The 26,571-nt window shown below is 36.6% G+C and carries 16 protein-coding genes; 2 read left to right on the top strand and 14 right to left on the bottom strand.

Annotation, left to right across the window (positions count from 1 at the left end; genetic code table 11):
- Positions 1–197: 197 nt before the first annotated feature.
- Positions 198–1,001, top strand: a complete 804-nt coding sequence (locus tag A8B35_RS13750) for a carbonic anhydrase (RefSeq protein WP_083634451.1) — start codon at positions 198–200, stop codon at positions 999–1,001.
- A gap of 757 nt (positions 1,002–1,758) precedes the next feature.
- Here the strand turns inward: A8B35_RS13750 and A8B35_RS13745 are convergent.
- The 8 genes from A8B35_RS13745 to A8B35_RS13710 all read right to left on the bottom strand — a co-directional run bounded on the left by A8B35_RS13745 (position 1,759) and on the right by A8B35_RS13710 (position 17,895).
- A complete protein-coding gene (locus tag A8B35_RS13745; RefSeq protein WP_075603180.1) occupies positions 1,759–2,169 on the bottom strand; it encodes a UbiA family prenyltransferase in 411 nt (136 codons plus the stop codon).
- A gap of 606 nt (positions 2,170–2,775) precedes the next feature.
- Entirely contained in the window at positions 2,776–5,973 is a 3,198-nt protein-coding gene (locus A8B35_RS13740; RefSeq protein WP_068473601.1) for a glycoside hydrolase family 2 TIM barrel-domain containing protein, read from the bottom strand.
- Positions 5,974–5,996: 23 nt separating this feature from the next.
- The gene (locus A8B35_RS13735) at positions 5,997–7,505 is read right to left on the bottom strand and encodes a sulfatase family protein (RefSeq protein WP_068473598.1); all 1,509 of its coding nucleotides are present in this window, start codon (positions 7,503–7,505) and stop codon (positions 5,997–5,999) included.
- 127 nt (positions 7,506–7,632) lie between these two features.
- Positions 7,633–9,603, bottom strand: coding sequence for a hypothetical protein (locus tag A8B35_RS13730; RefSeq protein ID WP_139314901.1), 1,971 nt, complete (start codon positions 9,601–9,603; stop codon positions 7,633–7,635).
- A gap of 16 nt (positions 9,604–9,619) precedes the next feature.
- Positions 9,620–11,194, bottom strand: a complete 1,575-nt coding sequence (locus A8B35_RS13725) for a sulfatase family protein (RefSeq protein WP_068473592.1) — start codon at positions 11,192–11,194, stop codon at positions 9,620–9,622.
- Positions 11,194–13,140 (bottom strand): hypothetical protein, encoded by a 1,947-nt coding sequence (locus A8B35_RS13720; protein WP_068473589.1) that lies wholly within the window; start codon positions 13,138–13,140, stop codon positions 11,194–11,196. Before A8B35_RS13720 ends, A8B35_RS13725 begins: the two co-directional genes overlap by 1 nt.
- A gap of 68 nt (positions 13,141–13,208) precedes the next feature.
- Positions 13,209–14,903, bottom strand: a complete 1,695-nt coding sequence (locus A8B35_RS13715) for a hypothetical protein (protein ID WP_222844157.1) — start codon at positions 14,901–14,903, stop codon at positions 13,209–13,211.
- A 106-nt stretch (positions 14,904–15,009) separates the two neighbouring features.
- Complete coding sequence (locus A8B35_RS13710; RefSeq protein WP_068473586.1) at positions 15,010–17,895, bottom strand: glycoside hydrolase family 2 protein; 2,886 nt, start codon at positions 17,893–17,895, stop codon at positions 15,010–15,012.
- Between the two features lie 225 nt (positions 17,896–18,120).
- Between A8B35_RS13710 and A8B35_RS13705 the strand changes: the two genes are divergently transcribed.
- Positions 18,121–19,302, top strand: coding sequence for a hypothetical protein (locus A8B35_RS13705; RefSeq protein ID WP_068473583.1), 1,182 nt, complete (start codon positions 18,121–18,123; stop codon positions 19,300–19,302).
- Between the two features lie 9 nt (positions 19,303–19,311).
- Here A8B35_RS13705 and A8B35_RS23770 read toward each other — a convergent pair whose 3' ends face one another.
- The 6 genes from A8B35_RS23770 to A8B35_RS23380 form a co-directional block, all read right to left on the bottom strand.
- On the bottom strand, positions 19,312–19,515 hold the full coding sequence (locus tag A8B35_RS23770; protein ID WP_262506921.1) for a helix-turn-helix transcriptional regulator: 204 nt from the start codon (positions 19,513–19,515) through the stop codon (positions 19,312–19,314).
- A gap of 205 nt (positions 19,516–19,720) precedes the next feature.
- Entirely contained in the window at positions 19,721–19,996 is a 276-nt protein-coding gene (locus A8B35_RS13695) for a hypothetical protein (protein WP_068473580.1), read from the bottom strand.
- Positions 19,938–20,570 carry a hypothetical protein gene (locus A8B35_RS13690; protein WP_068473576.1) on the bottom strand — a complete coding sequence of 211 codons (633 nt, stop codon included), beginning with the start codon at positions 20,568–20,570 and terminating at the stop codon, positions 19,938–19,940. The genes A8B35_RS13695 and A8B35_RS13690 overlap by 59 nt, the downstream gene beginning before the upstream one ends.
- A gap of 75 nt (positions 20,571–20,645) precedes the next feature.
- Positions 20,646–22,037, bottom strand: coding sequence for a glycoside hydrolase family 30 protein (locus A8B35_RS13685; RefSeq protein WP_068473574.1), 1,392 nt, complete (start codon positions 22,035–22,037; stop codon positions 20,646–20,648).
- A gap of 119 nt (positions 22,038–22,156) precedes the next feature.
- Complete coding sequence (locus A8B35_RS13680) at positions 22,157–23,974, bottom strand: sulfatase-like hydrolase/transferase (protein ID WP_068473571.1); 1,818 nt, start codon at positions 23,972–23,974, stop codon at positions 22,157–22,159.
- A 757-nt stretch (positions 23,975–24,731) separates the two neighbouring features.
- Positions 24,732–26,543 carry a methyl-accepting chemotaxis protein gene (locus A8B35_RS23380; RefSeq protein ID WP_083634449.1) on the bottom strand — a complete coding sequence of 604 codons (1,812 nt, stop codon included), beginning with the start codon at positions 26,541–26,543 and terminating at the stop codon, positions 24,732–24,734.
- Positions 26,544–26,571: the final 28 nt, after the last annotated feature.

Here is a 26,571-nt window from a genome sequence, read left to right as displayed (position 1 = left end):
CAAATGCAAAACACAATAAATAGTATAATATACCCCCTGAAACATACCACTCAGCAGTTAAAAAATGGTATTTATTACAATAAGCCACCTTATTTAGAAGCTATATATATTAATTACTATTACTTATTTTAACAGATTTTTAATTTCTTTAAAACACATAAAAATTACATTTGCGGCTCACAAATAAACATATTAAGATGAAACCTATTCAATCTATAATAGCCGCTATGCTATTATCATTGACATTTGCGTGCAGCAACTCTGGTAAAAAGTCATGTACAACACATGAGAAACATGATGACACAGAACTTGCCCATTGGGGATACGAAGGGGATGAAGGCCCTGAGCAGTGGGATAAATTATGCCCGGCTTACTCAGAATGTAAGGGGCACCACCAATCGCCAATCGATATTTCATCCGACTTATCTACATCTACCGATATAGAAATACACCAAAATTACAGTTATGTTTCAGGTGTTGATTTTGTAAATAATGGTCATTCAATACAGGTTAACTTTAACGATGCTCAAAAGAACATGCTGAATGTGAATGGCAAAGATTTTATTTTAAAACAATTTCATTTCCATTTTCCAAGTGAGCATACTATTGATGGTAAAGAGTTAGCCGGTGAAGCGCACTTTGTACATGTATCTGAAGACGGGCATATCTCAGTACTAGGGGTATTTATTGAAGAAGGCGAGCCGAATGATTTTATAGAAAGACTTACGCATCATATTCCTGCCAAAGAAGGAGAAACCACTACGGTTACTGAAAGTATTTGTGCACAAAGTGCCTTTTCAGAACATGATGACTTTTATGTTTATGAAGGTTCGTTAACCACACCTCCTTGTACTGAAGGTGTAAACTGGTTTGTTAGAAAAACACATATGCAAGCCACACACGAACAGCTTGAAGCTTTGCACAAAGTAATGCCAGACCATAATAACAGACCTGTACAACCTTTATATGATAGAAAAATTGGTGAGTTAGCTGACCTGTAACTTTAAACAAAAGCAAGGTATCTTGCCAATCATAAAATAAAAGCCGCATTTATTAAGTGCGGCTTTCTTGTTTACACGCCAGAGACCTTATTTATTAGGCGACTTAGCCAGAGGCATGCGCCGAAAGATTTACATTGTTTAGTTGTTACGGTGAGTGATCTAGACGAGAGAGTTTGCAGCTTGTTAATGCTACTCAATGTTTGTGGCATAGGTAGGTAACTTATATGACTAGTATATTACTCTTAAAAGCACAAGCACTTCGCAATGCTTGAAACCACCTGTAAGAACGTTGCCTAAGGAGCTCGCAAGCCTTGCAAGTACCAAAGCCAATGTTTAATAGGCACCTTGCAGGTGTTGCTAGCTACTTTTGAACCTTAGAAAATCATTTAACAAGTGTTGCGAGTAACTTAAGAACGTTCAAAATAGACCTCGCAAGTATTGCGAAATACAAAACCTACATTCAAAAGTATGTTGCAAGTGTTGCTAGCTACTTTTGAACCTTAGAAGATCATTTAACAAGTGTTGCGAGTAACTTAAGAACGTTCAAAATGGACCTCGCAAGTATTGCGAAGTGCAAAACCTATATTCAAAAGTATGTTGCAAGGTGTTCTCCTATGTTTTTTTACTACTAACAAGGCTTGTGAGAGAGTTTAAAACAAAAGCCGCACTTTTAAAATGCGGCTTTTTTGTTTACAAGCTAAAAGCCTTATGTATTATGCGGCGTAGCCAGAGGCATACGCCGAACGATTTACATTGTTTAGTTGTTATGGTGAGCGGGGGACGAACCTTCCTTAACTAAGGAATTATATTGATTATAATATTTTATTTTATGATATATATATGATAAGATGTAGCTAGTTATTGATAACCCTGTCGCTAAAATCACAGAAATGACTGGGTTAAGATTATATAACAAGGTGAGACCTATTATTGATAAAACAATAGCCAAGATCAATGCTCTCAACATAATTACACTATCTTTAATTTCAAATATAATAAATTCAGGCGTAATTTTAATTTGCTTAATTTCACCACGTCTTAAACTAAAAGAACGAGTTCCTTTTGATTTAAATCTAAACTTAATGACTCCTTTATTTTTAATAGTGAACATCATGTTATTACTTATAAATTGTTCTTTTAAGGCTTGCATAAGTTCATCCCTTCTCATCTTGTTAACATTTTTTAATCGAACATGTATTCTCATTTTATCACTAATTAATAAGTATTTTGTCCCGTAGCGGAGCTTTTAGCGCGTGACTATAGTTTTTTTTAAATCTAATAACCTAAATTCGTTAGCATTCTTATTGCACTGCTATACTTGGTTATTATGTATATTATTATCTTTGCTAAGGTAGCACAAAACTCATGTGTTTTAGATACTGCAAGACTTATGTGCTAGAAGCACGAGTTACAAACTCGCGTTAGCTTGTAGTATAAAGATGATTTACAGCTCGCCTTGAGATTGCTTCCTTCGTCGCAATGACGCAATATCGTATAGCAATAATGTACTTTTTGCACCTCATCATTCCGAGGAACGAAGGAATCTAAAGGCGCCAAGTAAAGCACTCAAACTACTTCTTATCAGCAGGGTTAAAAAAAATCATTTATAAACCACAAAGCCGCACTTATAAAATGCGGCTTTGTTTATTTATGTATTCCTAGTTAATCTATAATTTAAAGCGTTTACATCTCGCTTTGAGATTGCTTCCTGCGTAGCAATAACGCATTTATTTACTCCCTAATAGCTAACAACAATTACCTAACACCTACCTCACTAAAACTTAAAAGTAAAACTGAACTCGTAAGGTTTAACCGGCAATAAATATTGCTTAAACGGAGGTGGTCCGCAACTGGCATTACCAAGGCCCATCATATGTGCATCGATGCATAAAATGGTTTCCTTTCTACTTTTCAAATATTCGGGTCGGATGGCGCTATCTAAATCGCTGGCATCATAATGTAATGCTGAGAATATAAAGGCTGAATCAGATTCGATAGTTACTATTGGCTTTTTACTGTTCTTAAATTTTAGTCCGAGCCAACGCGTATCTGAACGTGCCCCGTTTTCTTGCGGCATCAAATAAGGCGTATACAAATCTGTTGCATTTGAATGATACAAACCAATGAAAGCAGATTCATTCCTATCGGGATAATTCTCGTGAGGGCCCCTTCCGTACCAACTTACATCTTCTAATTCTTCAGCCAGGCCTAATTTTAAACCAATACGAGGTAAGCTTTTAATATCATCAAAACCTTTAGGCGTAACTTTATTGTTAAGCTTTACTGTTCCGTTAGCGCCCACTTTGTAGGTGCACTCATGCAAAAATCTACCGGCATCAGAACTAAATTCTTGAAGCACTTTAATGTTAATTACAGATGGATTTACGATTTCTGATTCAACAGAAATGGTTTTTACATTTAAATGATTCAGCTCAGCATCTCTCCAACTTGTTGTATAAAACTTTTTATCGTTTTCAATTGGCGAGCGATATACATTCAGCCTTGGCCCTGTAATACCATTTGTTTGCGCTATTACTTCCTGTTTATTTACCAATAGAGAGCTTATGGTACCACTTGCCTTATCAAGCTTAAGCTTGAATTTATTATTGGATACAATAATAGTATTATCGGTATCTGATAAGTTCAGCTTGCCTTTTTCTGCAACATTGCCGGCTTGCCATTTTTGCAATACTATTTGTTCTTTAGCTACCTCAAAACCCGCATTGGCCCATAAAGTTGTTTGCTTCAATTTATAACTAAAGTTGATGACATATTCTGAAGATGCATCCATTTTTGGGAGCTCCAAAACAAGCTCTCGACTTTCGTTTGGTTTCAGGTTTAAACCTGTGATTTTGCCTTCTTTTACTTCTTTACCATTCTTTAGTAAGTGCCAAGTTCCGTTAAAATCACCCAGGTTTGTGAAGTTGTATTTATTGGTGATATGAAATACATTATTACGATTTTCATCTGGACTTATTGAAATGTATTGCTGTGCCTTTTTAACCTCTAACAACGATGGTTTTGGAGTTCTATCGGCAAAAATAACGCCCTTAGCACAAGCAGCTCTTGGTCGCTCCATATCCGAAAAATCAGTATCTATTGAAACACTATCAATAGGATGATAATCTATTCGATGGCTTTCGCGCTTTTTGCCATTGGGCATTTCCTCATAATAAGTCTGGTTTACCCAATCCCAAATATAACCGCCTACAAAGGATGGATTTTCATCAACCACGCGCCAATAATCGGCAAAGTTACCCAACGAATTACCCTGTGCATGTGCATATTCAATCATTATGTAAGGTTTATTGTACCTTGGGGTGGCCCAAAAGCTCAATAGTTTCCAATGCTTTTGCTCCGCATCATCTTCAATAAAGGGATACATCGAACTGTTTAAATCAAAATAATCTTTCACATCCCAACAGTCTGTTTCTCTTCCATCATATGAAATTAAACGACTTGGATCGAACCTGCGAATGTAATCGCTCATAAGCGCAAAGTTTTGCCCCCATCCTGATTCATTACCCAACGACCAAAAAATGATGGATGGATGATTCTTAGAGCGCTCAACCATGGCTACACCTCTATCTAAACTCGTGGCCAACCATGCAATATCGCTTCCTGGCAATACGTTACCGCGTATGATAAAATCAGGAGATTCTAATGCTTCATCCATCACATAAAGTCCATATTTATCACATAGGCCATACCATCGTGGATCGTTGGGGTGATGACTAGAGCGCACTGAATTAATGTTGTGCTGTTTCATTAACAAGATATCTTGAATCATGGATTCTTCTGTTAATGTTTTTCCGTATTCGGGATGTGACTCTCCTCGGTTTACACCCTTAAATTTAATGGCTTTTCCGTTCACGTGCACTTGTAAGTCCTTCATCTCAATTTCTCTAAAACCAAAAGGAAATTGGCTTACCTCTACCGTTTCTCCCTCCGGATCAACTAAGGTCATCACGATAGTATGCAAGTTAGGGAACTCAGCCGACCAGAGCTTGGGGTTCTCAATGGTAGTTGAGGATTCTAATACGCTTTCGGTACCCGGGCTTCCCATACGCCAACCTACCTTAGGACTGCTATATCCTGGTTTAGAAATAATATTACCCAATTCATCATACACATCAATATTTACTTTATATCCCTGTACAATTTCGTTGGTGTGGTTATAAACCTTGATCTTCGACTTTAACTCAGCATTCTTATAATTCTCATCTAAATCAGATGTAAAAAAGAAATCTCTGATTTGAACATTAGGACGACTTTGCAGATAAACCTGACGGAATATTCCGCTAAAAGTCCATGTGTCGCCCGACTCTAAATAACTACCCGTTGACCAACGGTATACCTGAACTGCTAATGTGTTCTGCCCCTCTTTTAAATAAGGCGTAATATTAAATACAGAACTAGTCATGGCATCCTCATCGTAACCCACTCTAACACCATTTACCCAAACGTAAAATGCACTAGAAACACCATCAAAATGAAGCATTGTTTGGCGTTCTTTCCAATCGGATGGCAGCTCAAAAGTAGTTCTGTAACTACCTACGTGGTTGTTGTAATTGGGTACATCGGGCACTTTTATCTTGCCTTCTTTAACTAAAGAACCAATGGTACGATGCGAAGGAACGCCATATCCTTCTCGCTCCCAACAAGAAGGAACTGGAATAGTTTTCCAGTGTGCATCATCATAATTTAATGCCTCAAATCCCTCTGGTTTATCATCAGGTGTTTCTGCCCAGTTAAATTTCCAATCGCCCATTAAGCTTTTATAATAAGGCGATGCCTCATAATTCCCTTTTAGAGCCGAAGCTTTATCAGGATAGCTAAAATGATTACATGCATGGGGCTCAGTACCCACGGTGTATACTTGTTTATCTTTCCAAAACTCCTGTGCTTTTATTTTAGAGCCAGAGGCTACTAAACAAAGCAACAGAACTAACAATAATACTCTTGTTTGCATATTTTTAGATTTAATTTATTTCATTAGTTAACAAGCTCATTTTTTAATAAGGACTCCAATTCTTCCACCCGCTTTTTATTCTTCTTCAGTTGGATTTGATTATATGCATCACTTTCTTCCTTCCATTCTTTCAAATTATAAAGAGCCATCGATTCCAGAGTTTCCCACTGGTCTCTTTTATCTGTTTTCATCACCAATTTCCAATCTCCTTTTCGGATAGCATAACGGAACTTTCGATTAGCTGCAGAACGATGAATGATGTATGGATGTATTTCTTTCTTATCTCCATCAATTAAAATTGGCAATAAGCTTTTAGAATCTCGAACATTTAACCCATCCAATGTAACATCGGCAATTGAAGCTAAACTTGCAACCATATCATGTCCTTCAATGATGACATCTGACCTACTGTTTGCCTTAACCTTACCGGGCCATCTTGCTATAAATGGAACACGATGCCCACCTTCTTCAATAAATCCTTTAGCGGCCACCCAACCATTACTGGCATCATGCCTCGGTGTATGGTCATAGGCCGCACCTTTTAATCCCCCGTTATCCGAAGTAAAAACTAACAATGTATTTTCATACAGACCGTTCTTTTTTAAAGCTTTAATGATTTCTCCCACCTGTACATCGAGCTCCCAAATCATATCACCATGGGCATAATCCGTTTTACCTTTAATTTTAGTTTTACCTAATGTAGCAGGCGGCGTATGTGGCTCATGAACCGCCTGACTGCAATAGTATAAAAAGAAAGGCTTTTCAGTTTTTTCCAAGGTGTTTATATAATCAACCGCTTTCTCAACTAACTTAGGTCCGGCCATAGCCGGATTCCAATTAGAATCTCCAGGGCCGTCCATCTTTCGATCACCCCACTCTGGTAAATATTGCGTTTGCTCAAACTCAATATGCACAATCTTAGAATCAGGCTTTATTTTTACCCAATCGCTATTTTCAAAATACATATACGGGTGATGTTGTATGCCGTCAGGCGTCCAAAAAGAATAGTCAAATCCGAAATAATCAGGACCCATATCCGCTTTCTCATATCCCGAATATTCTTTTGGTTCACGATTCCAATTACCACCTAATCCCCATTTACCAAAAAATGAAGTCTGATAACCTCCGTTCTTTGCAATACGAGCTATTGTAGTAAAGTTTGGGTCAACACCAGAATCATTACTTTCGCCCCAAACTCCCCATACTCCTTTAGGATTCCGAAATGCATAATTTCCGGTCATCATAGAAAACCGAGTAGGCGCACATAATGATGCTGGCGAATGTGCATCTGTAAAAATCATTCCTTCATTGGCCAGTTTATCAATGTTAGGAGTTGGAATAGCCGATTCTTGACCTGTTCTTAATTTATGGTATGCTCCAATATCTCCCTGACCAATATCATCGGCCATAATTAATACAATATTTGGTTTTGCTAATGGTTCGCTTCTCTTTGTTTTATTTTGTGAACTACCAGGTAAAACAAAAAATAAACTTAAAGTAGCCCCAATTATTATGGTGTTTCTTTTTCTCATGACAATTAAATAAAGTTATCTGCCCAACAACTATTCCCTTTATTCTGTTGCGTAAATATAAGCTCACTATTTCGTTCATAAAGGGGTATTATTATTGTATTATGGTGGTCTTTTCCTTATATTCTTATTAGTGGTCGGTATCTTTAAAATCCTTTGGATAAAGCCTAATCTTCTTAGGCTCTTTGGCAGGAATTAAATGTTTGTAATCATCTTGAATACCGGCAGCCTTCATTATCGCTTTAGCCTCATCAGAGAAGTCTCTTCTTACAAAAGACTCCGTATTCTCAATTGGACAGTTGGTACCGTTGTTCTTGATATTATTATCCTTTACAAAGTTATCCGTTGCTATGATATCATGACACTTATCGGTCCAGGTATGTAGCCAAAAAATACCTTTTTTATGCGGAATACGATTATCTACTACATTCCGTTTTATGGTCCAATAGGCAGAACCATCATCAGGATAGATACATCGCTGTCCTCTATACAAATAATTCCCTTCGATAATACTCCCTGGCTGCTCACCCAAACTGTAAATGATACCGCCATCTTTTAGTGCTTGATGTGTGTCTCCGGCCTTGTTGAAACTCATGGAATTATTTTTTGCGACTGTTGAAGCTGGCAGACCTGAATTACCCCACCACCAACCTATGGTAATGGCTCCGTATGGCATTCTGGCAATATCATTATGATCTACCTTTACATTGGCTACAAAAAAGGCTGTTATGCCTTCTAATTGACGGAAATCGAGGCAAACATTGCGAATGTAATTATTGGTGATGTTGATGTTCTCACAAATGGCTTCTTCCTCTGGAGCGTATAAATGACCATCGCCTATTTTATAATGTTGCGGATGACCGACATTAACAGTATTTCCCAATAAATCGTGAAAACAGTTTCCGTTAACCTTACCGTTTTTTACATCATTCACCATATTAATGGCAATGGCAGAACTTAATCCTTCAAAGCGATTATTCTCAAACGAAATATTTTCGGCATTACTAATTTCAATACTTCCCCGCGGGATACCGGTACAATTGTATTCTGTACGATGCCAATTACCATCTGAAATAAATTGAGTGGCCATAGCCGAGCTTTGAACTCCAGCAAAAGCATGCGAACCTTCTATTTCCATTAAGTTCCAATGGTCGTATGAAAAAGTGATTCCCTCAAAATGGATGTTTTTTACTCGAGACTTTATTGATGTGCCTTCTACACGAATTAAACCATCTGAAGTAGGAACAATTACCTCGGCCTTAGCCATATCTTCACCATTGCTATAATAGTAAAGTGTCTGTGTTTTTCGATTAAAATAAAACTCGCCAGGCGTATCTAATAATTCATAAGCATTACGCACCACAAAAGGCATTCTGTGATTTATTTTTGCATTCCAACCCATGGTTGTTGCAATGGCACCATAGGGTTGTTGTAGTTTAAGAATAGTGGTATCTGCAATTTGCTCTGATTCTCTAATGCAGTAAATTTTCTCGGTCCAAACATTACATTGTACCAACTCAACATCTTCGGCATTCCTGTATGCTGCAACCTCTGCCGTTTTAAACTTAATTCCATCCAGAGCTGAACCTGCATCGAAAGCCCAGCTCTCTGTTCCTTCTACTTCAAAATTCCCCCATGGCCCTAGTCCTTTCACTGGGACTTCTGTACCGGCCATGCGCATTCTCTTACCGTTTACAAACAGAGTGCGCAACTTACTATCTCGGTTTAATTTGGCCTTATAGATATTGCCCGCAACTTTTTCCCATCCTGTAACTTGAACCCCTCCGCTGATTTTAGGAACTTCTTTGTTATAGGCCTTGTATGTAATGGTATGTTGGTTTGTACCAGAATCTTTTTCTTTAAAAATAATTGGGCTTGTTAAGTTATAAGTTCCGCCATGCAGATAAACCACAATATCCTCTTTCATATTTTTATTGATTGAGGTTACTTTTCTCTTTGCCGCCTCTAAAGAATTAAATGGAGATTCAAGCGTTCCTTTCCCGTTTTTTGTTGCCGTTGGCGAAACGTGGTATTCTTTCTGGGCACTAGTTATCATGGTTGATAAAAAGGCGATTAGTAATAAGTATAATCTATAATTCATTGTTCTTGTCTTTAATTTAGTCATTCCAATGCTTTTCAATTATGGCTTGAATCTCCGGATAGTCCTTGTCCGTTTCGTTAAGTTCTTCGCGTTGCTTTAACATCTCTGCTTTTAGCTCTGCAATAATTTCGGAATAAGCAGTATCGTTATAGCGATTGTTTAGTTCCTGAGGGTCATTTGATAAATCATAGAATTCCCAAGTATGCGGGGTTTCTCGCTCTTCGCCATCATATCGCTTTTTCCAGTAATGACCTTCGTGTTCTTCTTCGGGCAGGTAATGCTTGCCATAAAAGAACATCAGCTTATAGTTTTTAGAACGTATACCAATATGCGCCGGAACGTAATGGTGTATGATATGCATCCAATAACGATAGTAAGTTGCCGTTCGCCATCCTAACTCATCCTTTCCCTGTAAAGTATTAATGAAACTTTTACCTTGCATATATTTAGGGGCGCTACCTCCGGCTAACTCAATAAGGGTTGGTGCAAAGTCGGTATTATTAACTAACAAATCGTTTACTTTACCAGGCTCAATCATTTTAGGATAATGCATAATAAAAGGCATACGCATTGATTCTTCATACATCCAACGTTTATCCTGAAAATCGTGTTCGCCAAGCATCATACCTTGATCGCTAGTATAAACAATAACCGTATTATCGTATAAACCTTCTTGCTTTAAATAAGCAATCAATTTTCCAATATTATCATCCACTCCTTTTACCAAACGTAAATAGGCTTTCAGGTAATGCTGATAAGCCTCATGAGCAGACTGCTGTTGATCATCTGTTTTTTGAAAGTAGTTGCTGTAGTAATTGATATCAAAATGCCTGTTAGAAGTGGATGATCCAATATAATTTCGTAATGAATCGTTTTTACCACGAGAACCTTCAGAACCCCAATTGGGCTGATAATACATACTGGCAGGTTCTGGAATTTCTGTATCCGCTAAGTAACTCTCGTAACGTGGTGCATAATGAAAAAATCCATGTGGTGCTTTAAAATGATGCATTACAAAAAAAGGTTTTGATTGATCCCTGTTTTTAATATGCTCAATAACTGAGCTGGTAATTACATCGCTTGAATGCCCTTCTGTTTCAACTTTATTGCTGGGCCACTCTCCTTTTCCTTTTTCGAGGAAAACAGGATTATTATACTTGCCCTGACTGGGTAAAACTTTGTAGTAATCAAAGTTAATTGGTTCGTTTTTTAAGTGCCATTTACCAAATACAGCAGTGCTATACCCTAGTTTCTTAAGTTCGATAGGGAGGTACTGTTTGTCTGTATCTAGCTTATGATCTAAATCTAAAACGCCATTGGTTTGCGGATACTGCCCTGTAATGATGGATGCCCTACTTGGGGTACAAATGGAATTATTGCAGAACACATTCTGAAAAAGCATTCCGTCCGATGCCATTTCATCCAAGTTAGGTGTCATGCCTAACTTGGATAACCTCCCACCGTAAGCTCCGATAGCATGAGCCGCATGATCATCAGACATGATGAAAATGATATTGGGTTTTTGATGGCTCTTTTGTGCAAATAGCAATGTTGCAAATAACAACTGAACAGCTAAAACTAAATACCGCATTATTTGCCTCCTCTATTTAAATCTTTACTGAAATCGAATTTTTGAAGCACTGCACTACTGATAAAACCACCAGTATTAGAAAACTGAACTTCTACTTTTTGACTTGATAAAGTATCGTCAAGAAGATGGTAAGGAACCGGAATTTCTAGTACGCCAAAGAAACGCGCTCTTGTGCTCTGATCATCGCCTCTCCAATCTGTTGGAACATTAATTTTAGTACCATTAAAATATACCTCAGGATAAACAAAAGAAGCGTTCTCACCTGGGTGCTCCCTACCCATACCGAGGCGAAGAACTAGTTCACCATTTGCTGCTTTTATTAGTTTATCTGATTTAAACTCAAATGAATTCTTTTTTCCTGCTTCTATCTTTTTCAGATATGAATCAGCATATACTTTTGTCTCGTGATTGGTTTCACTGATATTGATATTTTTCTTAAATGTGTACTCTAAAATCATGGTGGCACTTTGTGAAAGTGTTACCTCTTTAGTATTTATATCCAACTGTTTTTCATCCAATATCGGAAGTTCGTTTACCTCGTAAAGATGTTTTAGTTTGATGCTTTGTACTTTATTCTTTTTACTATCTACTAGGTTCAAATTGAGAGTTTGCGGGGTAGTTTCCATATTATTTAAAATCAAATACATCTTTTTACCATCCACATAGGCGTCGGTCTGAATATCTATATCAGCCGATTTTGTATCAATACGAGTGCCTTTTACATCGCTCCATAACTGATAGAATTTTACTAACTCTGTAAACTCGTATTCATCGCCTGTTTGTCCTTCCACATCTTTCTTTTGTCGGAATAAACGATAAGGGTATTTTGCTGTTGGAGAGTCATTTTTTGGTTTCCACCAATTACCTTGTAATAACATAAATGGCATGGTACATTCCATTACATCAGGCTTTGCCATCAACTGCATCATTATGGTTGAGAATGATCTTAGATTTTGCCAGTCGAACTCTTTGGTATATTTTTCAATGGTTTCTCTTTGCCAATAATACCCATATTCAGAAATTATAAAAGGCTTTACTTCTCCTAATTTTATCATGCTGTATGCTTCTATAATATCAAGCATGGCTTCCATGTTGCTACCACATCTGTAATAGTTTTCTACACCCTCGCGCGCCATTCCATCATAAATATGCAATGAGAAAAAATCCATATCCTTTCCGGCAACATCAATAAATCGTTTCCAATTGTTGTTCCAGTGCCCAAAAGTTGAATTACCAGCTGAATACTCAGGATATGCTGCTGTGTATCCTCCAACTAAAACATCCGGATTAAGCTCTTTTACCCTTTTTGCCACAGCCACATGGTATTCTGAAATGGCTTGTCGGGTTGTACCATAACTACCTGCCTTTACAAATGGCTCATTGATTACCTCCAGATATTTAGGTTGTGCTTCACCATCATCGCCAAAAGCTTCTTTAATAAAGTTTGCATAATATTCTGCTGCTGCTTCATTATTGGCAATGGTCCAAGGCTCGTAACCTTTGTACATTGGTATTGGTTTTCCGGTTGGATAATTGTTAAACTGTCCGCCAATCATCATAACTTTGGATCTTTCCTCAATACTTTTTTCAAGAGGTTTTGAAGCATATTTCTTTTTGAGAATCTTCCCTAATTTCTCAATATCTTTTACATTGGGCCATCCCGGCTTATTTGGGTCTTCTCCTATTCGCCTGATATTTCCGGGTAATGTTCCGTTTTCGCGTCCTAAATAAACATCATAATTTAAAAGGAAAGTGTCGCGCATGGTTTCGTTGGGCCATTCGCCATGGTGCAAACCTGCATGTAAGGTGATGTATTTTTCACGATCGAACGTGGATTTACCACCAACAATATGTTTTACATTTAAATTCACATCTACAGCTACTTGTGCATTTGTAAATTCAGTAATAAATAAAATTGCAATAATTAGAGTTATAATGTTTTTCATCTGTTTAAAAATTAGTGTCAAGATAAAAGTATCAAGACAGTTTCATGTGATTATCCTGTTATCAGATTTTAGTTGTTTTTCAAAAGAGATTCTAGTTTTTTAATAGAAGTATTAAAAGGCTCATTGCCCATACAATGATCTGCTGCATAATCGACATACAAAGTTGGGCAGCATGGGTTTTCCTTCTTCAGAGTCAACCATTCATCCCATTTATCCTTATAGGTTTTCAGAATCAGTTGGGCCTCTTCTTTATCAAAAGCTTTACCGTCTATTTCCATTTGTGCAAACATAATTTGCGTACGGAAAATCAATTCTATCAACTCATATTTGATACATCCATAAGTGGTAGAAACTTTTAAAAATTCTTGGTCTTCTTTATTTGGCAAAGAGATACTATTGGCTATTTCTTCCATTTTGTACCAGGTTTTAAGATTCTCTTTTTTCTCAACCAATACTGCATCAGCAATACCTTTTTTTACATAAATGGACATGTCCATTGCAGAGAAAAAGTGATCACGAATCCACCATGGTTGCATATACTGCATATGTGTTGCCTGCCCCTTAAATACAGCATCAACAGACAATAGGCATAAGTCTCGAAGCTTAGTGATATTATCAGTTGACATTTTTAAATGAGTGCTTGCGTATTCCTTAAAAATCGCTTCTTCTGATTTTAAGGGATTTTTGGTGAACTCACGAATCATAAACTCATTTAAGTCCATCCAAAACTCATTGCCAAAGTATGGCCCAAACCAGCCATCTCCCCAAGTCCATGTCCAAATACCTTTTACTTGTTCATTATCATACAAATCACGTAGCCCTTTCTTTTCTTCCATTTCTGGCCAACCTTCAATTACACCCTTACCTATGTAGTAAGGGTGTGCATTACGTCCGTACATACCTGCCTGATTGATAGAAACCTCAACAATTTGCTGATGCTTACCAATTCCGATGGTTTTATTAAAAGGAAGGTCGCGAAGGAAATCGCCATTTACATGTTTTATTGAAAAATATAAGTTTGGATGTGTTTCAACAGCATTGGTTATTTTTAAATAAACCTCAGGTCTTAAGTGAAATTTCTCCTTCACTTTTCCCCAATCCCAAGTTCTGTATATCAACTTTTTGTTACGCTTTACACAAACCTCTTCTCTTAACAAATTAAGAATCTTTATATGATCGTCAGGCCCGTAAACAGGTCTGTTACCTTCATGATAAGGAGTATCGTGCAAATACGTTTCTCCAAAACGAATAGTTAAGCCCCCTAACTCAGGAAACTTAGTAAATATTTCATCAATTTGAGCTTTTAAAATTTCCTGCGTTCGTGGTTGATGTATAGATAATCTGCCATCAAGTTTCATTTCATCACCATACTTTGCCATTACTGATTTAGGCACTACAAAAACATCCGTAAACGGATAAATTGGCATTTCTGCACGCTTGGCATTCTCAAGCATAATACGAACATCTGCAGCCTTTCGGTGAATCCACATTTTTTCGGGTGTATTATCTGGCACTAAGTTATCCTCATAAGCATCGTAAGTAACGGCACACTGAATTTCGAATTTTGGCACTTGACCATTATAGCCCAACTCCTTTATATAAGAAGGTTCGGTATACTTGGTATTAAAACGTGGTTCGCCTGGGTTATGATGAACCATATTGTAAAGAATTGGATAACGAGCGGCGACTTCTTCTGGTTTGTTTTCTTTTTTACATCCCGCTAAGGATAGTACCAAAAGAGCTATAAATATGAATTGTTTCATTGTATTAAAATTTTAGTATTAAGACTCTAGTTCATCATATTGTCTGCATTTATGCTTAAAAGAAAAACACAGAGACACAAAGGCACTGAGTTATTTTTGAGCAATTTTATAATCCTCTGCGACTCTGTGTCTCTGTGTTTAATTTTCTATTATTGACTACTCTTCTCAACTCAAAACCATTCAACCAAGTGTAGCTGCCGGGTTTATCACTTTGAAAATTCAGGTTTATTTCTTCTCTTTCCCTTACTTCAAAAAACTGTGTGTAATGGATTGGAGCACGTTCGCCGGAATCTGAATTACTAAAATACCCAACCATATGCTGCTCTGGTGCTTTCCATCGTTCGTCAAGATGTTTACTATTATTGATATTGTATGGAAACTGGCCTTTATGTGAATGTGCATTATGATAGCTTACCATTTTGTACTTACCTAGCTCCAAACCTTTAATTGACAACACCAAAGAAGCATCTTGAACAAAAACGCCATCGGCTCCAACAAAGGCCAAATCGCCAAGCATAGAAGGTTGTCCTTTTGACCATTGAATTTCATTAACTGATGAAACCGAAAATTGAAGGCCCGACTTATCTGTAAACTTTAAATCATTTACGCTTGATACATCCCAGGCTGTCCAATCAAATTGAGTTAGTTGCCCTTTATGTCCTAAATCGATTTGATAAATTGGAAAATCGTAAATAGGTTCTGCTTTTACCAAAATCTGGTTGGACTCAAACGCCACTGTCTCCATAGACATATTTGAAGATTTTAGCTTTTTTGAAGTCGCCTTCACTGTTATTTCCCCTGCTTGAGATTTCCCACGGACATAGACTGTAGCAATTCCATTTAAAGATTTCATCTGATCAATATAATCTTTCTCAGCATCTACCAACTTGCCATTGCCTGCTACTTCAAAATGAATAAGGTTCTCTGCATCTGTAACAATAGTTCCATTTCTATCGAGGATCAAAGCTCTTATCATCTTTATATCAGATCCGCCTGCTTTTAACTTTAATTCAGGATAATCTTCAATCAGTTTTAAAGCATATGGTTGCCCTGGCATTTTACGCTCGTGCTCTGCCACAAGCTTTCCTTTTTTGTATGCCAAAGCTTTTAAATCCTCTCCTTTCCATTGATGATAAAAAGTAAAAGATGGATGGTTATTATTTGACTTCTCATGCACATTATCCGGCGCTTGAGAACCTATTAATTTACCGTTGTCATATAGCTCAACCCTATCAGCATTGCTGTAAACATGAATAATTCCATCTGTAGAAACACGCTCATCGGCAATATGAACCATATGCTCAGCATTTAACTCCGATTGATACCAATAATAGACGGGACGCTTGTTGCGATACATATCTAACACAGCATAATCTGTGTGCTTATTGGGATGATCAACTTGCTTTTTAAAATGATAATAATCGGAGGCTAACCAAGTTATTGTCCCAATATTATTATTTCGTTTTTTATATCTGGAAATATGAAACTGATTGGCAATTCCACTCGGATTACAGCCATGTTCCATAACAAGCGTAAAACCTTCCTCAGCCCAATCGGATCTGCGATAATCCATCGTTGCAAAAATATCTGTTGGTCCTGCATGTCGCATACCATTCCAAGGACTGGAAGCACTTGCAGTCAAACGTTCTGGATCTTCTTCTTTACAAGCTTTTGCCAACCGTGGCACATTACCTCTGTGATTGATTCCTGCTCCCCAAATGGCAATAGAAGGATGATTTCGATGATTTCGAATCATGATACGGGTTTGCTCTTCCAGTTTATCCATCCACTCGCCCTGTTGCCAATTTATCCAGGTAGCAGGTTCTTCGTACAGAAGGATACCCAGTTCGTCGCAGGCCTCAACAAAAGCATCATCTTGCGGATAATGAGAAAGGCGAATGGTATTAAAACCTGCTTCTTTAAAACGAAGAGCTTCTTCGTAATGTATTGAGTTTGGAACAGCATCGCCTATATGCGCAAAACTTTGATGCCTATTAGCTCCAATCATAAAAAACGGTTTACCATTTAGCAACAAACCCTGTCCATCAACCAATTCAAGTTTTCTAAAACCAAATTTATTCTCTATAAAATCAACTAACTTACCATTGGCATAGATATAAGAAACTGCACGATACAGATAAGGATTATCGGGCGACCATGTATAGTAATCTTCATCTTCGAGAACTGACGATTGTTTAAATGTATAAGATGTACCAGCTTGAATGATATTTGAATCGATGACTGTTTTTAATACAAGTCCGCTAGCATTAACAATTTTGGTAATAATTTCGGCAGATTGCTTTGTATTATAATCATTAACTACGGTTGTGGTAATTGCGGCTATACCATACCGACGTTTTACCGTTGGCGTTGTAATTCGCACACCAGCTTCTTTATCTTCCCAATTAAAATTAACACGAAGTTTGTTGGTAGTAACCAGATAGACATCGCGATAAATACCTCCCCATTTTAAAAAGTCCGTCTTATGCGGATCGGGCGGTACCAAAGCATTAAACCTATTATCCGCTTTAACTATAATTTCATTTGACGAGTTTGGTTTTAAAAATTTAGTAATATCAAAATGAAAAGGCGTATATCCGCTGATGTCACTTTTCCCAGCATATTGCTTATTTACCCAAAGTTCTGTTACAGAATGAACACCTTCAAACTCCAAAAACACTAGCTGGTTCTCATTGTACGAAATTTTTATTTCTTTTCGATACCAACTTATATCGCGCATACTTTCGGATTGTGGCCAGGTATCGTTAATTTCCTTTAGCCCTAATGAAACAGGATCGGGATTATGTGGCAAAGAAACTCGTTTCCATCCATTGGCATTTAACTTTTCAGGCGTTTCTGCATTATCCTTCATCCAATGCCAATCAACATTGATATTTTCTTTTGTCCTTGGTAAGTTTTCGTAGCCTATAACTTGTGCCGAAATAGCACTACATATAAGTACAATAATTAGAGTTGTAATTGCGAGCTTCATTGTAATTTTTTTTCTGATCTAGACACTGGTTTATGGTATTTTTTATCAGTACTCTCAAAATTAAATATCAGCTTGCTCAAAACCTTCCAACTTGGAGTAATTACGGTATATAAAACACGAAATAACGGTTACGTTACCGTAACTCATCAATCACAAACACCTCGCTTATTGCATGTTACAAAAACACTTTAATATGACACAAAACATTTGTAAGTTTGTTGGCTTATGGAGCAAAATTTTGACACACAAACAATAAAGGAACAGCTCAAGACCATCACCGAAAATCGTCTTTTTAATAAATCTCCAAGGCTTATTAATCTTATTACATTTCTGGTTGAAGAATCTTTAAAGGGAACTCACTTAAAAGAAGATATTATTGGTATTGAGGTATTCGATGCTGATTACTCATCATCAAAAAACGATGGACTTGTGCGTGTGTATATGCACAAGCTGCGTAAAAAATTAGACACTTATTATGCTGAGGATGGTAAGAATGCTCCTATCTTATTTGTTCTGGAAAAAGGAAGTTATAAGGTAAAGTTCACCAAGCCATCTGATGTGAGAATCAAAACTCCAAAAGATAACAAAACAAGTTCTGTAAAGAACCTTTATAGTTTAAAAAAGCTCCTTTTATTCATCATACCATTAATGCTTATTACTGGAATTATCGCTCATTCACTCAATGGTAAAGGTAAATTATACCTGTGGGATTCGTTTATGAGTAAGAATGCCTCTAACTTTTGCGTTTTAGCCGATCAGGTTGTTGTGCAACGAAAATGTGGCAACATTGGCGAATTACATACTATAGCAGGCGTAAATAGCACTGAAGATTTTGTGGCTCATATTGAAAAAAACAATATTGACAGCCTGCAGAAACCAGGCTATACCTTTTATACAAAAGCAATTCCTCACTCTGTTTATAAATTAGCTAATTGGTTTTTTAAGCACGATTCTGAGTTTGCGACATTAGCAGAAAGCGAATTTAAATATGCGCAAAGTAAGAGGAATAACATTATTTATGTTGGCCAGCAAAAAACCATGAGTATCTCGAAAGAGATTTTTTTGCGAAACAGCAAGATTTTTGAAACTGAACGTGATTATTTTATTGCGACTAAGGATGGTAATAAAAAAGAGTATCGTCCCAAATACAAAAACGATATTCAATCAGAATATGCGATGGTTTCTTTTATGCCTCTAAATAATGGAAACAATGCCTTGTATTTTGTTTCGGATAATGATATAGGCACTATGGCTTTGGTGAATAACTTCACCAATGTAGATTACCTTAAAAGCTTCTACAAAAAGCTTCCATCGGAGGCTAGTTACTTCAATGCACTATTTAAAGTAGAAGGCATTGAAAGAACTGATGCTACATGCGAATTAGTAGAATTAGAAATTATTGAATAGTAACTCAACTTAGTTGATTGAGCCTAAATACTCTACTAAATTCACATCGCGTGTTAAGTTCATCTTTTTTCGAATTCTGCTACGAGATGCACTCACACTATCTGCGCCAATAGCCATAATATCAGCCATTTCTTTGCTTGGTAATCCTAGCTGGATTAAAGCACACTTTTTTAAATCTGTTGTAGATAAACTTGGATATTTATCCTTAAGAATCGTATAGAAGTCTTCATTAACCTTAGTGTCCTGTATGATTAAAAGATGCTCCGGGTATCGATCCTTCGCTTTTTGGGATAATGATGGACGTTGCTACTAAACTGGCGCTGCTGTAATTGATGAAACAAATAAAGAGTGACTTGGTAAAAATTGCCCAAAGAAGCAGTTGTTTTTTATTTATTGTAAAAGGATTCATACTGTGGAATTAGTTTTCGTTAACTACGTAAGTGTTCCAAAATGCTTCAATAGTATTGGCTTTGTTCTCTAACTGAAATATCCACCAAAGCTCTACCACATCAGAAAAATCGACTCCTCCACCTGTAATCACTTCGTTATCCCAAGAGGCATTCCATTCGTCACAAATCTGCGCTGCTTCAATCCATGCTGCTTTGGCAAAGGTGTTTGTAGAATTTTTTGCTTGCTTAAGCCAGGTAGTATTCGCATCCTTTATAATTTGGCGTTCTATTGGTTTTATTACCATCCTCAATTTTATAGTAATTGGTATTTTCTTTTAACCATTCCAACTTGGTTTGGGTAGTCATTTTCTCATTCCAATTACTGTGTTGAACCAGTATCATTTTTGATTTGATGGTTGATAATGGTACTCCTTTCTTTAAAAGAGATTGGCAAACATCGAAGGTAAAGTCTGATTGACCTGCTTCGGCAATAAAAATGCTACCTCCTTGCTTGATTACGTTATGCACCTTGTTTGTTGCTCTTTTTACCGATGCTTTCCAATTTTGATGCGCATTAGTCCAATTGCTTTTGTGAGATCCAAACAATTCGTTGTAAAAGCCAGGAACTGCTATTTCGATAAAATCGTGTTCCTGAAAACCATATGCCCCGGCAACCACATAGTAATTTATTCCAGCAAAATCAGCATGATGCAATTGACAAGCAAACGCTGCTGCTGCCATAACATCGTCTTCATCGGGCTTTAGGTCAAAATTTACAAGAAGTAAGTCTTTTGATTTATCGAAACTTGGCCTGGCAAACGTTTGGGATAGAGAAAAGGAAATGAATAAAAACGAAATAAGAAAGGCGACAATTTTCATGATATTTAAATAGATTAAAGAAAGCCTATGTAAGACGAGCTTTGGCAAGCCATACATAGACCTTAATGAATTAAATTAGTTAAGAACCACTGCAGTAATCGATTTTGCCAAAGCCTTAACCTTTATCGTTTCTTTGCCTAAAGCTATCTCAAAACTTTTATCATTGGCATTGGTATTCTGAATCAAAACCTTAATTGTTCCATCAGGCGATACAACAGAAATAATAGGCTCTTTACCACGCTGAACAGCAGCAAACCTAACATCTCCTGGCTTGATAAACTTGCTAATGATATACATTGCATTGTAATCAGGGTTGTAAGTAATCTCTCCGGTTTTACGATCAATATTAATTAATGAATTTTGAGGCCATTCCCATCCACTCTCAGTGGTTTCGTTCAATATCATATTCCAGTAGGTAAAACTGGTGCTACCCGCATTAATGTATCCTGCAACTTCTTCTAAACGATCTGCAGCTTGTTCTACCGTGTTTTTGCCGTTGTAACAATGTCCTTCGGTATGAAAGATCTTTAAATCGGGTTTAATGGCTCGCACATCACCTAAAAATCGGGTATCGGTATATTGGATACCAACTCCTTCTAAATTTTCATGCCCATCCGCAGTAATAAAGTCCATCAAATCCAATTTCTGCGCAGCACGCAGTGTACCCGCATATACACCTGCCTCAACCTTATTTTCTTTAAAAGCTGGTATCAAGTAATCATTGGCAAAAGCTACCATCTGCTTAGCAGGAAATGTGCAACTTGGATATTTCGTATTGGCATCGTTTTCATTCTGAATACAGATACGATCTATTGTTACTCCTGCCTTTTGGTATTCCTGAACGTATTTTATAAAGTAATTGGCATATGCCTTAAAAACTTTTGGGTCGTTTTTAATATTGTTATTTGGTTCTTTTAAACCAATCATATAACCACTCTCTTTCATCCATCCCGGTGGACTCCAAGGAGAACCAAAAACAGTTAAATCCGGATTCTCTTTTAAAGCACTTTTTATGTAAGGAAGCACATACTTTTTATCGCGATCAATAGAAAAGTGCTCCATACTATAATCATCTGCAACCATAGAATAGCTGTAGGCATCAATACCAAAATCACTAGCTCCAATGGCTGTTCTACAAAAAGTAAAACCTGCTCCTTCATCAGAAAACAATTGCTTCATTAATGCTTTTTGGTCTTTTTTTGAGCTTGCTAACAAAGCCTCTCCTCCAATTTCGTTGAAGGCGCCACCAATACCTTCAATGGTTTGGAAGGTTATCTCTGGCTGAAGATAAATAAAGTTCTTCCAGCCAATCTTTTCTTCTACATTTTCTTGTTTTACTTCCACTAAAGGATTCGCTTTTCCTTTTTCGAGTTGCACAGCGTAAACTTTTACTGCTGGTTGTTGCGCTATGGCAATACCACAAAAAAGTAATGCACTAACAATAATACTTTGTACTTTCATTTTCATGATGTCTTAAATATAAATCACTTTCTTAATCCATTCCCCCTTCAACAATCTGATTTGAAAAGGGAATGGCAAAGAATATTATTGGTTGTTAACTTAAAATCAACTAATCTATAAGCTACTTAAAGCTTTAGCTTATAATCGTGAGCCCCAGGAGCAAAATTACTTTTGTAGACTTCGGTTCCAGTGCCCCACTTTTCCCAGTTTATTTCTACTCTATTATCTCCCAATACAATATTAATCAGCTTCTCTTTCATTGCCTTGGCAATAGCCTTATACTCTGCGTTAAAGGCCACATTATTGGTTTCGTTAGGATCTTTGCGCATATCATACAGTGCTGGATCTAAATCGCTGTAATTTGCATTTACTGCCCACTCTATGTTTTCGCCACGTTTTTTACTTGGCCGCGTTTTCATAGAGAAGACATAATCTTTAGTTCTGATAAAAGCACGAGGTCCGGTAACTGCATGACTTTCGCCAATTACATAATCTCTAACAGGAGCACTTCCATTAGCCACCTTGGCTAAATCTAAACCATCTAAATAGTTGTATTCCGCATTATTTAACTTGGCGCCTGCGGCAGATAGTGCAGTTGGTGCAACATCAACAAACTCAGTAAACTCACGAACAACTTTTCCGGCCGGATATTTCTTTTTATCTGAAGATACCACTACAATTGGGTTATGGCTATCAATTCTCCATGGAGTAAACTTTGAAATAGCTCCATGCTCATTCAATTTCCAACCATGATCTCCATGTACGTAAATAATCATCCACTCTTGCTTTTGCGCTTCGCTATACTCTATAAAAGTATTTACAGCATCGCCAATAAGTTTATCGCCATAGGCACAAAAGGCAAAATAATCCTGAATCATTATTTGTTTGTCTTTATCACTAAACTTATCGGTAAAATTCTTATCAACCTGAACTTTCATCTGTTTAGCCATAGTTTCGTACTCATCATTCGTTAATTCAGGAACCTTATAAGTATGCTTCTTGAATCGCTTACGGTAATCGGACGGAGGAAGAACAGGTGTATGTGGAAAATCGTATCCAATATGGCAGAATACGGGCTTAGAAGTATTAATCCCATCATAAGTTAACTCTCCTACACTAAATGGTTTATCTCCATTTATAATATAATCTTGAAATACAGAAGTATAATAACCATCGCGAGTTTTACCTGCTTCTCGAGGGCTTACCCCTCCTACTATCATTCCATTTTCATAATAGGCTTTTTGCTTTCCCTTTTTAAAACGCAAAAGGTCGTATTTCTTCATGGTAGCCTCAGCTGTTCCTTTCTTTTGCAAACCCATACTTTCCATTTCTGAAGAAAGGTATTCCCTTTTCCCATCAGGAGTTATAAAGAACGAAACATTCTGCATAGGTGTTTTAAGCTTTTGCCCGTTAACTTCCCTAATCCAATCACTTCCCCATTCGCTTAATCCCTGACGTGCTAAAGTTCTAAAATCAATATCGGTTTGATAGATTGGATACGGCTTAGATTTGCCATCTTTTAAGGTTTTAATTCGAACACCAAGTTTACCTACATGAAATGTTTGATAACCCAATTTGGCCATTTGCTCAGGTAGTGTTGGTTGTGTGTGTTCTGCAATATTGTTGTGATATTCAAACTCGTAAATACCCGATCTAAAAGGGTAACGCCCATAATGCATTGATGCCCTAGATGGTGCACAACCTTGCGCCTGACAATAGGTATTAATAAACGTTGTTCCCATTTGGGTTAGCTTATCTACCTGAGGAGACTCAACATAACCCAACTCACTCATTTCATTACCCGTAAGCATTTTGTTAAATGATCGGACTGCATCATAACGGTGATCATCCGTTAAAATATATAACACATTAGGTTGTTGCGCATAAGTCTTCCCGATAAAAAGAAAACTTAGAATAATTAATATGGTTTTCAATGATTTCATCTTATTATAGTTTAAATTGTATAATACTCTTTGAAGAAACCCACAGATAGTAGTCTTAGGTAAAATATCTCTCACCTAATCGATTCATGAGTTTTAATATTATACCAAACATACAGGTTTCGGTATTGTGTGAGGGTATAGTAATTTGAGAATTAACGGGGGCAGTTTATTTATTGCCAAATGAAATTCAACTGGCTCTTTCCATTTAATCAGCTATCGTGATTCCGTCCTAATATGGATTTTCAGAAGTGAATTAGAAACATTGAAAAACTCTATTTTTTTTAAAAATTTTCTATGTAACTGAACGTCTAAAAAGATATAACTCATTATGCATTTGTAAGTTTTTTTTACTCCCAATTTAGTACATCGATAAAGTAATCAAGAACCACACATATTATCTAAGAATCTAAATACCAACACCTAATAAAAATCACAACAATTTATAGTTAAGTTGTTTTATTGCGAAATATAGCTTCAGTAAAGTAATTGTTAAGCATTGGGAGTGCGAATTAATTGCTATTTCATGTTGCATAAGTTACTATGAAGTGAATTAATGCAACTGTACAAAAAACTATATAATCCGGTTTTATGAGGGATAAAACAAAGGCATTCCATACATAAACATGATGGAAATTATATCACTCTTTTTGGGGGAGAAATGGATAGGTTTTTTAACCATATTTATTGTATAAGGAATTATTCCAAACCTAATTTTGATCAAGGTTCAGAATTCATCATTACAAAATTAACTAAAGACCTATTCTTCTTCCTCAATCACTTCCTCATCAAGAGAGAAAAAGTGAATTAACTCCTGTAATATTTTGGCTTGTTTACTCAGGTTATCGGCACTTGCTGATACTTCTTCACTACTAGATGCATTTGCTTGGGTTGAGTTATTCATTTGCTGTATGGAGTTATTAATCTGATTAACCCCTTCTCTTTGCTCTCTGGTTGCAGCAGCAATCTCTTTAGAGAGTTGGTTAGATTCTTCAATAAACGGAATGGCTTCGTTTAACTTCACGTTAGAACTTAAGGATAACTCACCTCCCTCTTTAGCTAACTTTATAATTTCAACAGCAGCACTCTGACTTCTTTCAGCTAATTTACGCACTTCGGCTGCCACCACAGCAAAACCTTTGCCATGCTCACCCGCTCGCGCTGCCTCAACAGCTGCATTTAAGGCCAATATATTTGTACTCCTAGCAATCTCGTTAATGATCGCAATTTTCTTACTAATTTCAACATTTGCAGTTGCTGCACTGTCCGACTCTTTTCTAGTGGCCAAAACTTTAGAATGCACTTCTGTTGCCTTTAATTCACTACTATTTGCATTAGAGTAATTCTGCTCTATATTCGACATTATTTCTTCCATGGTAGAAGAAACCTCTTCAATTGCAGACGCTTGAATGTTAGCCCCTGAAGTTAAATCAACTGTAGTTTTTGATAATTGCGTGCTTGAGTTGGCCAATGATTCTGCATTATCGGTAATCTCAGTAACCACTTCTCTTAATTTCATTTTCATCTCTGATAAAGAAATCATCAAGTCATTTATTTCATCTTTACCTTCTAATTCTATCTCATGATATAACTGCCCATTTGCTAATCCTTTTGCAAAATCAAGACCTTTACGTAGTGGCTTTAATATATTTATTATTGTAGTTCTGCTTATAAGTACACCAAAAATAAGAGATAGCACTAAAAACACGATTATATTGCTGTTAACCGATCGCATTATTAAATACTCTTCATGTCCGGCTGCTTGCGCTATCTCCCAACTAACTGTTCCTACCAACCAAGCTGCTCCATTCATTTTTTTCTGAGAATAACTTTGATTCTCATTTAGGGTAAGATATTTACTAAATAGATTCTGATATTTTAAGTATTCATCTATAATCTTATTTACTTCTTTTGCGTAGGCTTTATTATTTGTGGCAACTTTATTTAAGCTTGTAAATGCTTTCTCATATCTACCTTTAACACGATTAGCTAGTTTTTCATTTATTGAGCCATCAACATCGATTGGTGAAGAGTAAAAACCTGAACAGATTACTTTTAATTGGCTAGTTAGCGTAGTTACATAATTTAATGTCTTCCGTTCCCTTATCTTTTCAGAGGATAAACCAATTTGATTACTAACAACATCCCCCTGATTAGTCCATTCTTTTATTAATTCTATTTTCTCAATTTCAATATTAGCATAGGATGTAAAACCATCTCTAAAATTAACTACTTGCAATAATAATGAATCAATATTTGCATCAGTAAAATAAGGATTGTGTTTAGCAGTTTCTAGTCTTTCAATGTTATAGTTTAACTGATTAGTTATATCCGTTATTCGAGATGTATCTTTATAATTACTAAAATACATTACTTGTAATCGAGCACTCAGCAATTCCTTCTCAATGTTCACAAGCTCATTCTTTGCATCCACCAGACCTCTTGATTTTTTCAATCCTGATGTACCAATAAATCCAATAATTACTGACAAAAATACCATTAATGAGAAACTGACTATCAATCGATTTCTAACAGAATATTCGCGTGTGATTAAAAACGTGTACTTCTTCATTAAGATGAAATTTAAATGAATATGAGGC

The sequence above is a fragment of the Saccharicrinis aurantiacus genome (genome assembly GCF_001660705.2).
Lineage (GTDB): Bacteria > Bacteroidota > Bacteroidia > Bacteroidales > Marinilabiliaceae > Saccharicrinis > Saccharicrinis aurantiacus.
The sequence above is the reverse complement of the archived record's forward strand: the minus strand, read 5'-3'. Positions and strand labels throughout refer to the sequence as shown.

Excerpts from the sequence above, each read along its gene's own strand:
- A8B35_RS13720 (WP_068473589.1), bottom strand. The coding sequence starts at position 13,140 with ATGAAAAACATTATAACTCTAATTATTGCAATTTTATTTATTACTGAA.
- A8B35_RS13685 (WP_068473574.1), bottom strand. The coding sequence starts at position 22,037 with ATGAAAATGAAAGTACAAAGTATTATTGTTAGTGCATTACTTTTTTGT.
- A8B35_RS13680 (WP_068473571.1), bottom strand. The coding sequence starts at position 23,974 with ATGAAATCATTGAAAACCATATTAATTATTCTAAGTTTTCTTTTTATC.
- A8B35_RS13695 (WP_068473580.1), bottom strand. The coding sequence starts at position 19,996 with ATGGTAATAAAACCAATAGAACGCCAAATTATAAAGGATGCGAATACT.
- A8B35_RS13705 (WP_068473583.1), top strand. The coding sequence starts at position 18,121 with ATGGAGCAAAATTTTGACACACAAACAATAAAGGAACAGCTCAAGACC.
- A8B35_RS13740 (WP_068473601.1), bottom strand. The coding sequence starts at position 5,973 with ATGCAAACAAGAGTATTATTGTTAGTTCTGTTGCTTTGTTTAGTAGCC.
- A8B35_RS13710 (WP_068473586.1), bottom strand. The coding sequence starts at position 17,895 with ATGAAGCTCGCAATTACAACTCTAATTATTGTACTTATATGTAGTGCT.
- A8B35_RS13715 (WP_222844157.1), bottom strand. The coding sequence starts at position 14,903 with ATGAAACAATTCATATTTATAGCTCTTTTGGTACTATCCTTAGCGGGA.
- A8B35_RS13735 (WP_068473598.1), bottom strand. The coding sequence starts at position 7,505 with ATGAGAAAAAGAAACACCATAATAATTGGGGCTACTTTAAGTTTATTT.
- A8B35_RS13690 (WP_068473576.1), bottom strand. The coding sequence starts at position 20,570 with ATGAAAATTGTCGCCTTTCTTATTTCGTTTTTATTCATTTCCTTTTCT.
- A8B35_RS13730 (WP_139314901.1), bottom strand. The coding sequence starts at position 9,603 with ATGAATTATAGATTATACTTATTACTAATCGCCTTTTTATCAACCATG.
- A8B35_RS23380 (WP_083634449.1), bottom strand. The coding sequence starts at position 26,543 with ATGAAGAAGTACACGTTTTTAATCACACGCGAATATTCTGTTAGAAAT.
- A8B35_RS13725 (WP_068473592.1), bottom strand. The coding sequence starts at position 11,194 with ATGCGGTATTTAGTTTTAGCTGTTCAGTTGTTATTTGCAACATTGCTA.
- A8B35_RS13745 (WP_075603180.1), bottom strand. The coding sequence starts at position 2,169 with ATGAGAAGGGATGAACTTATGCAAGCCTTAAAAGAACAATTTATAAGT.
- A8B35_RS13750 (WP_083634451.1), top strand. The coding sequence starts at position 198 with ATGAAACCTATTCAATCTATAATAGCCGCTATGCTATTATCATTGACA.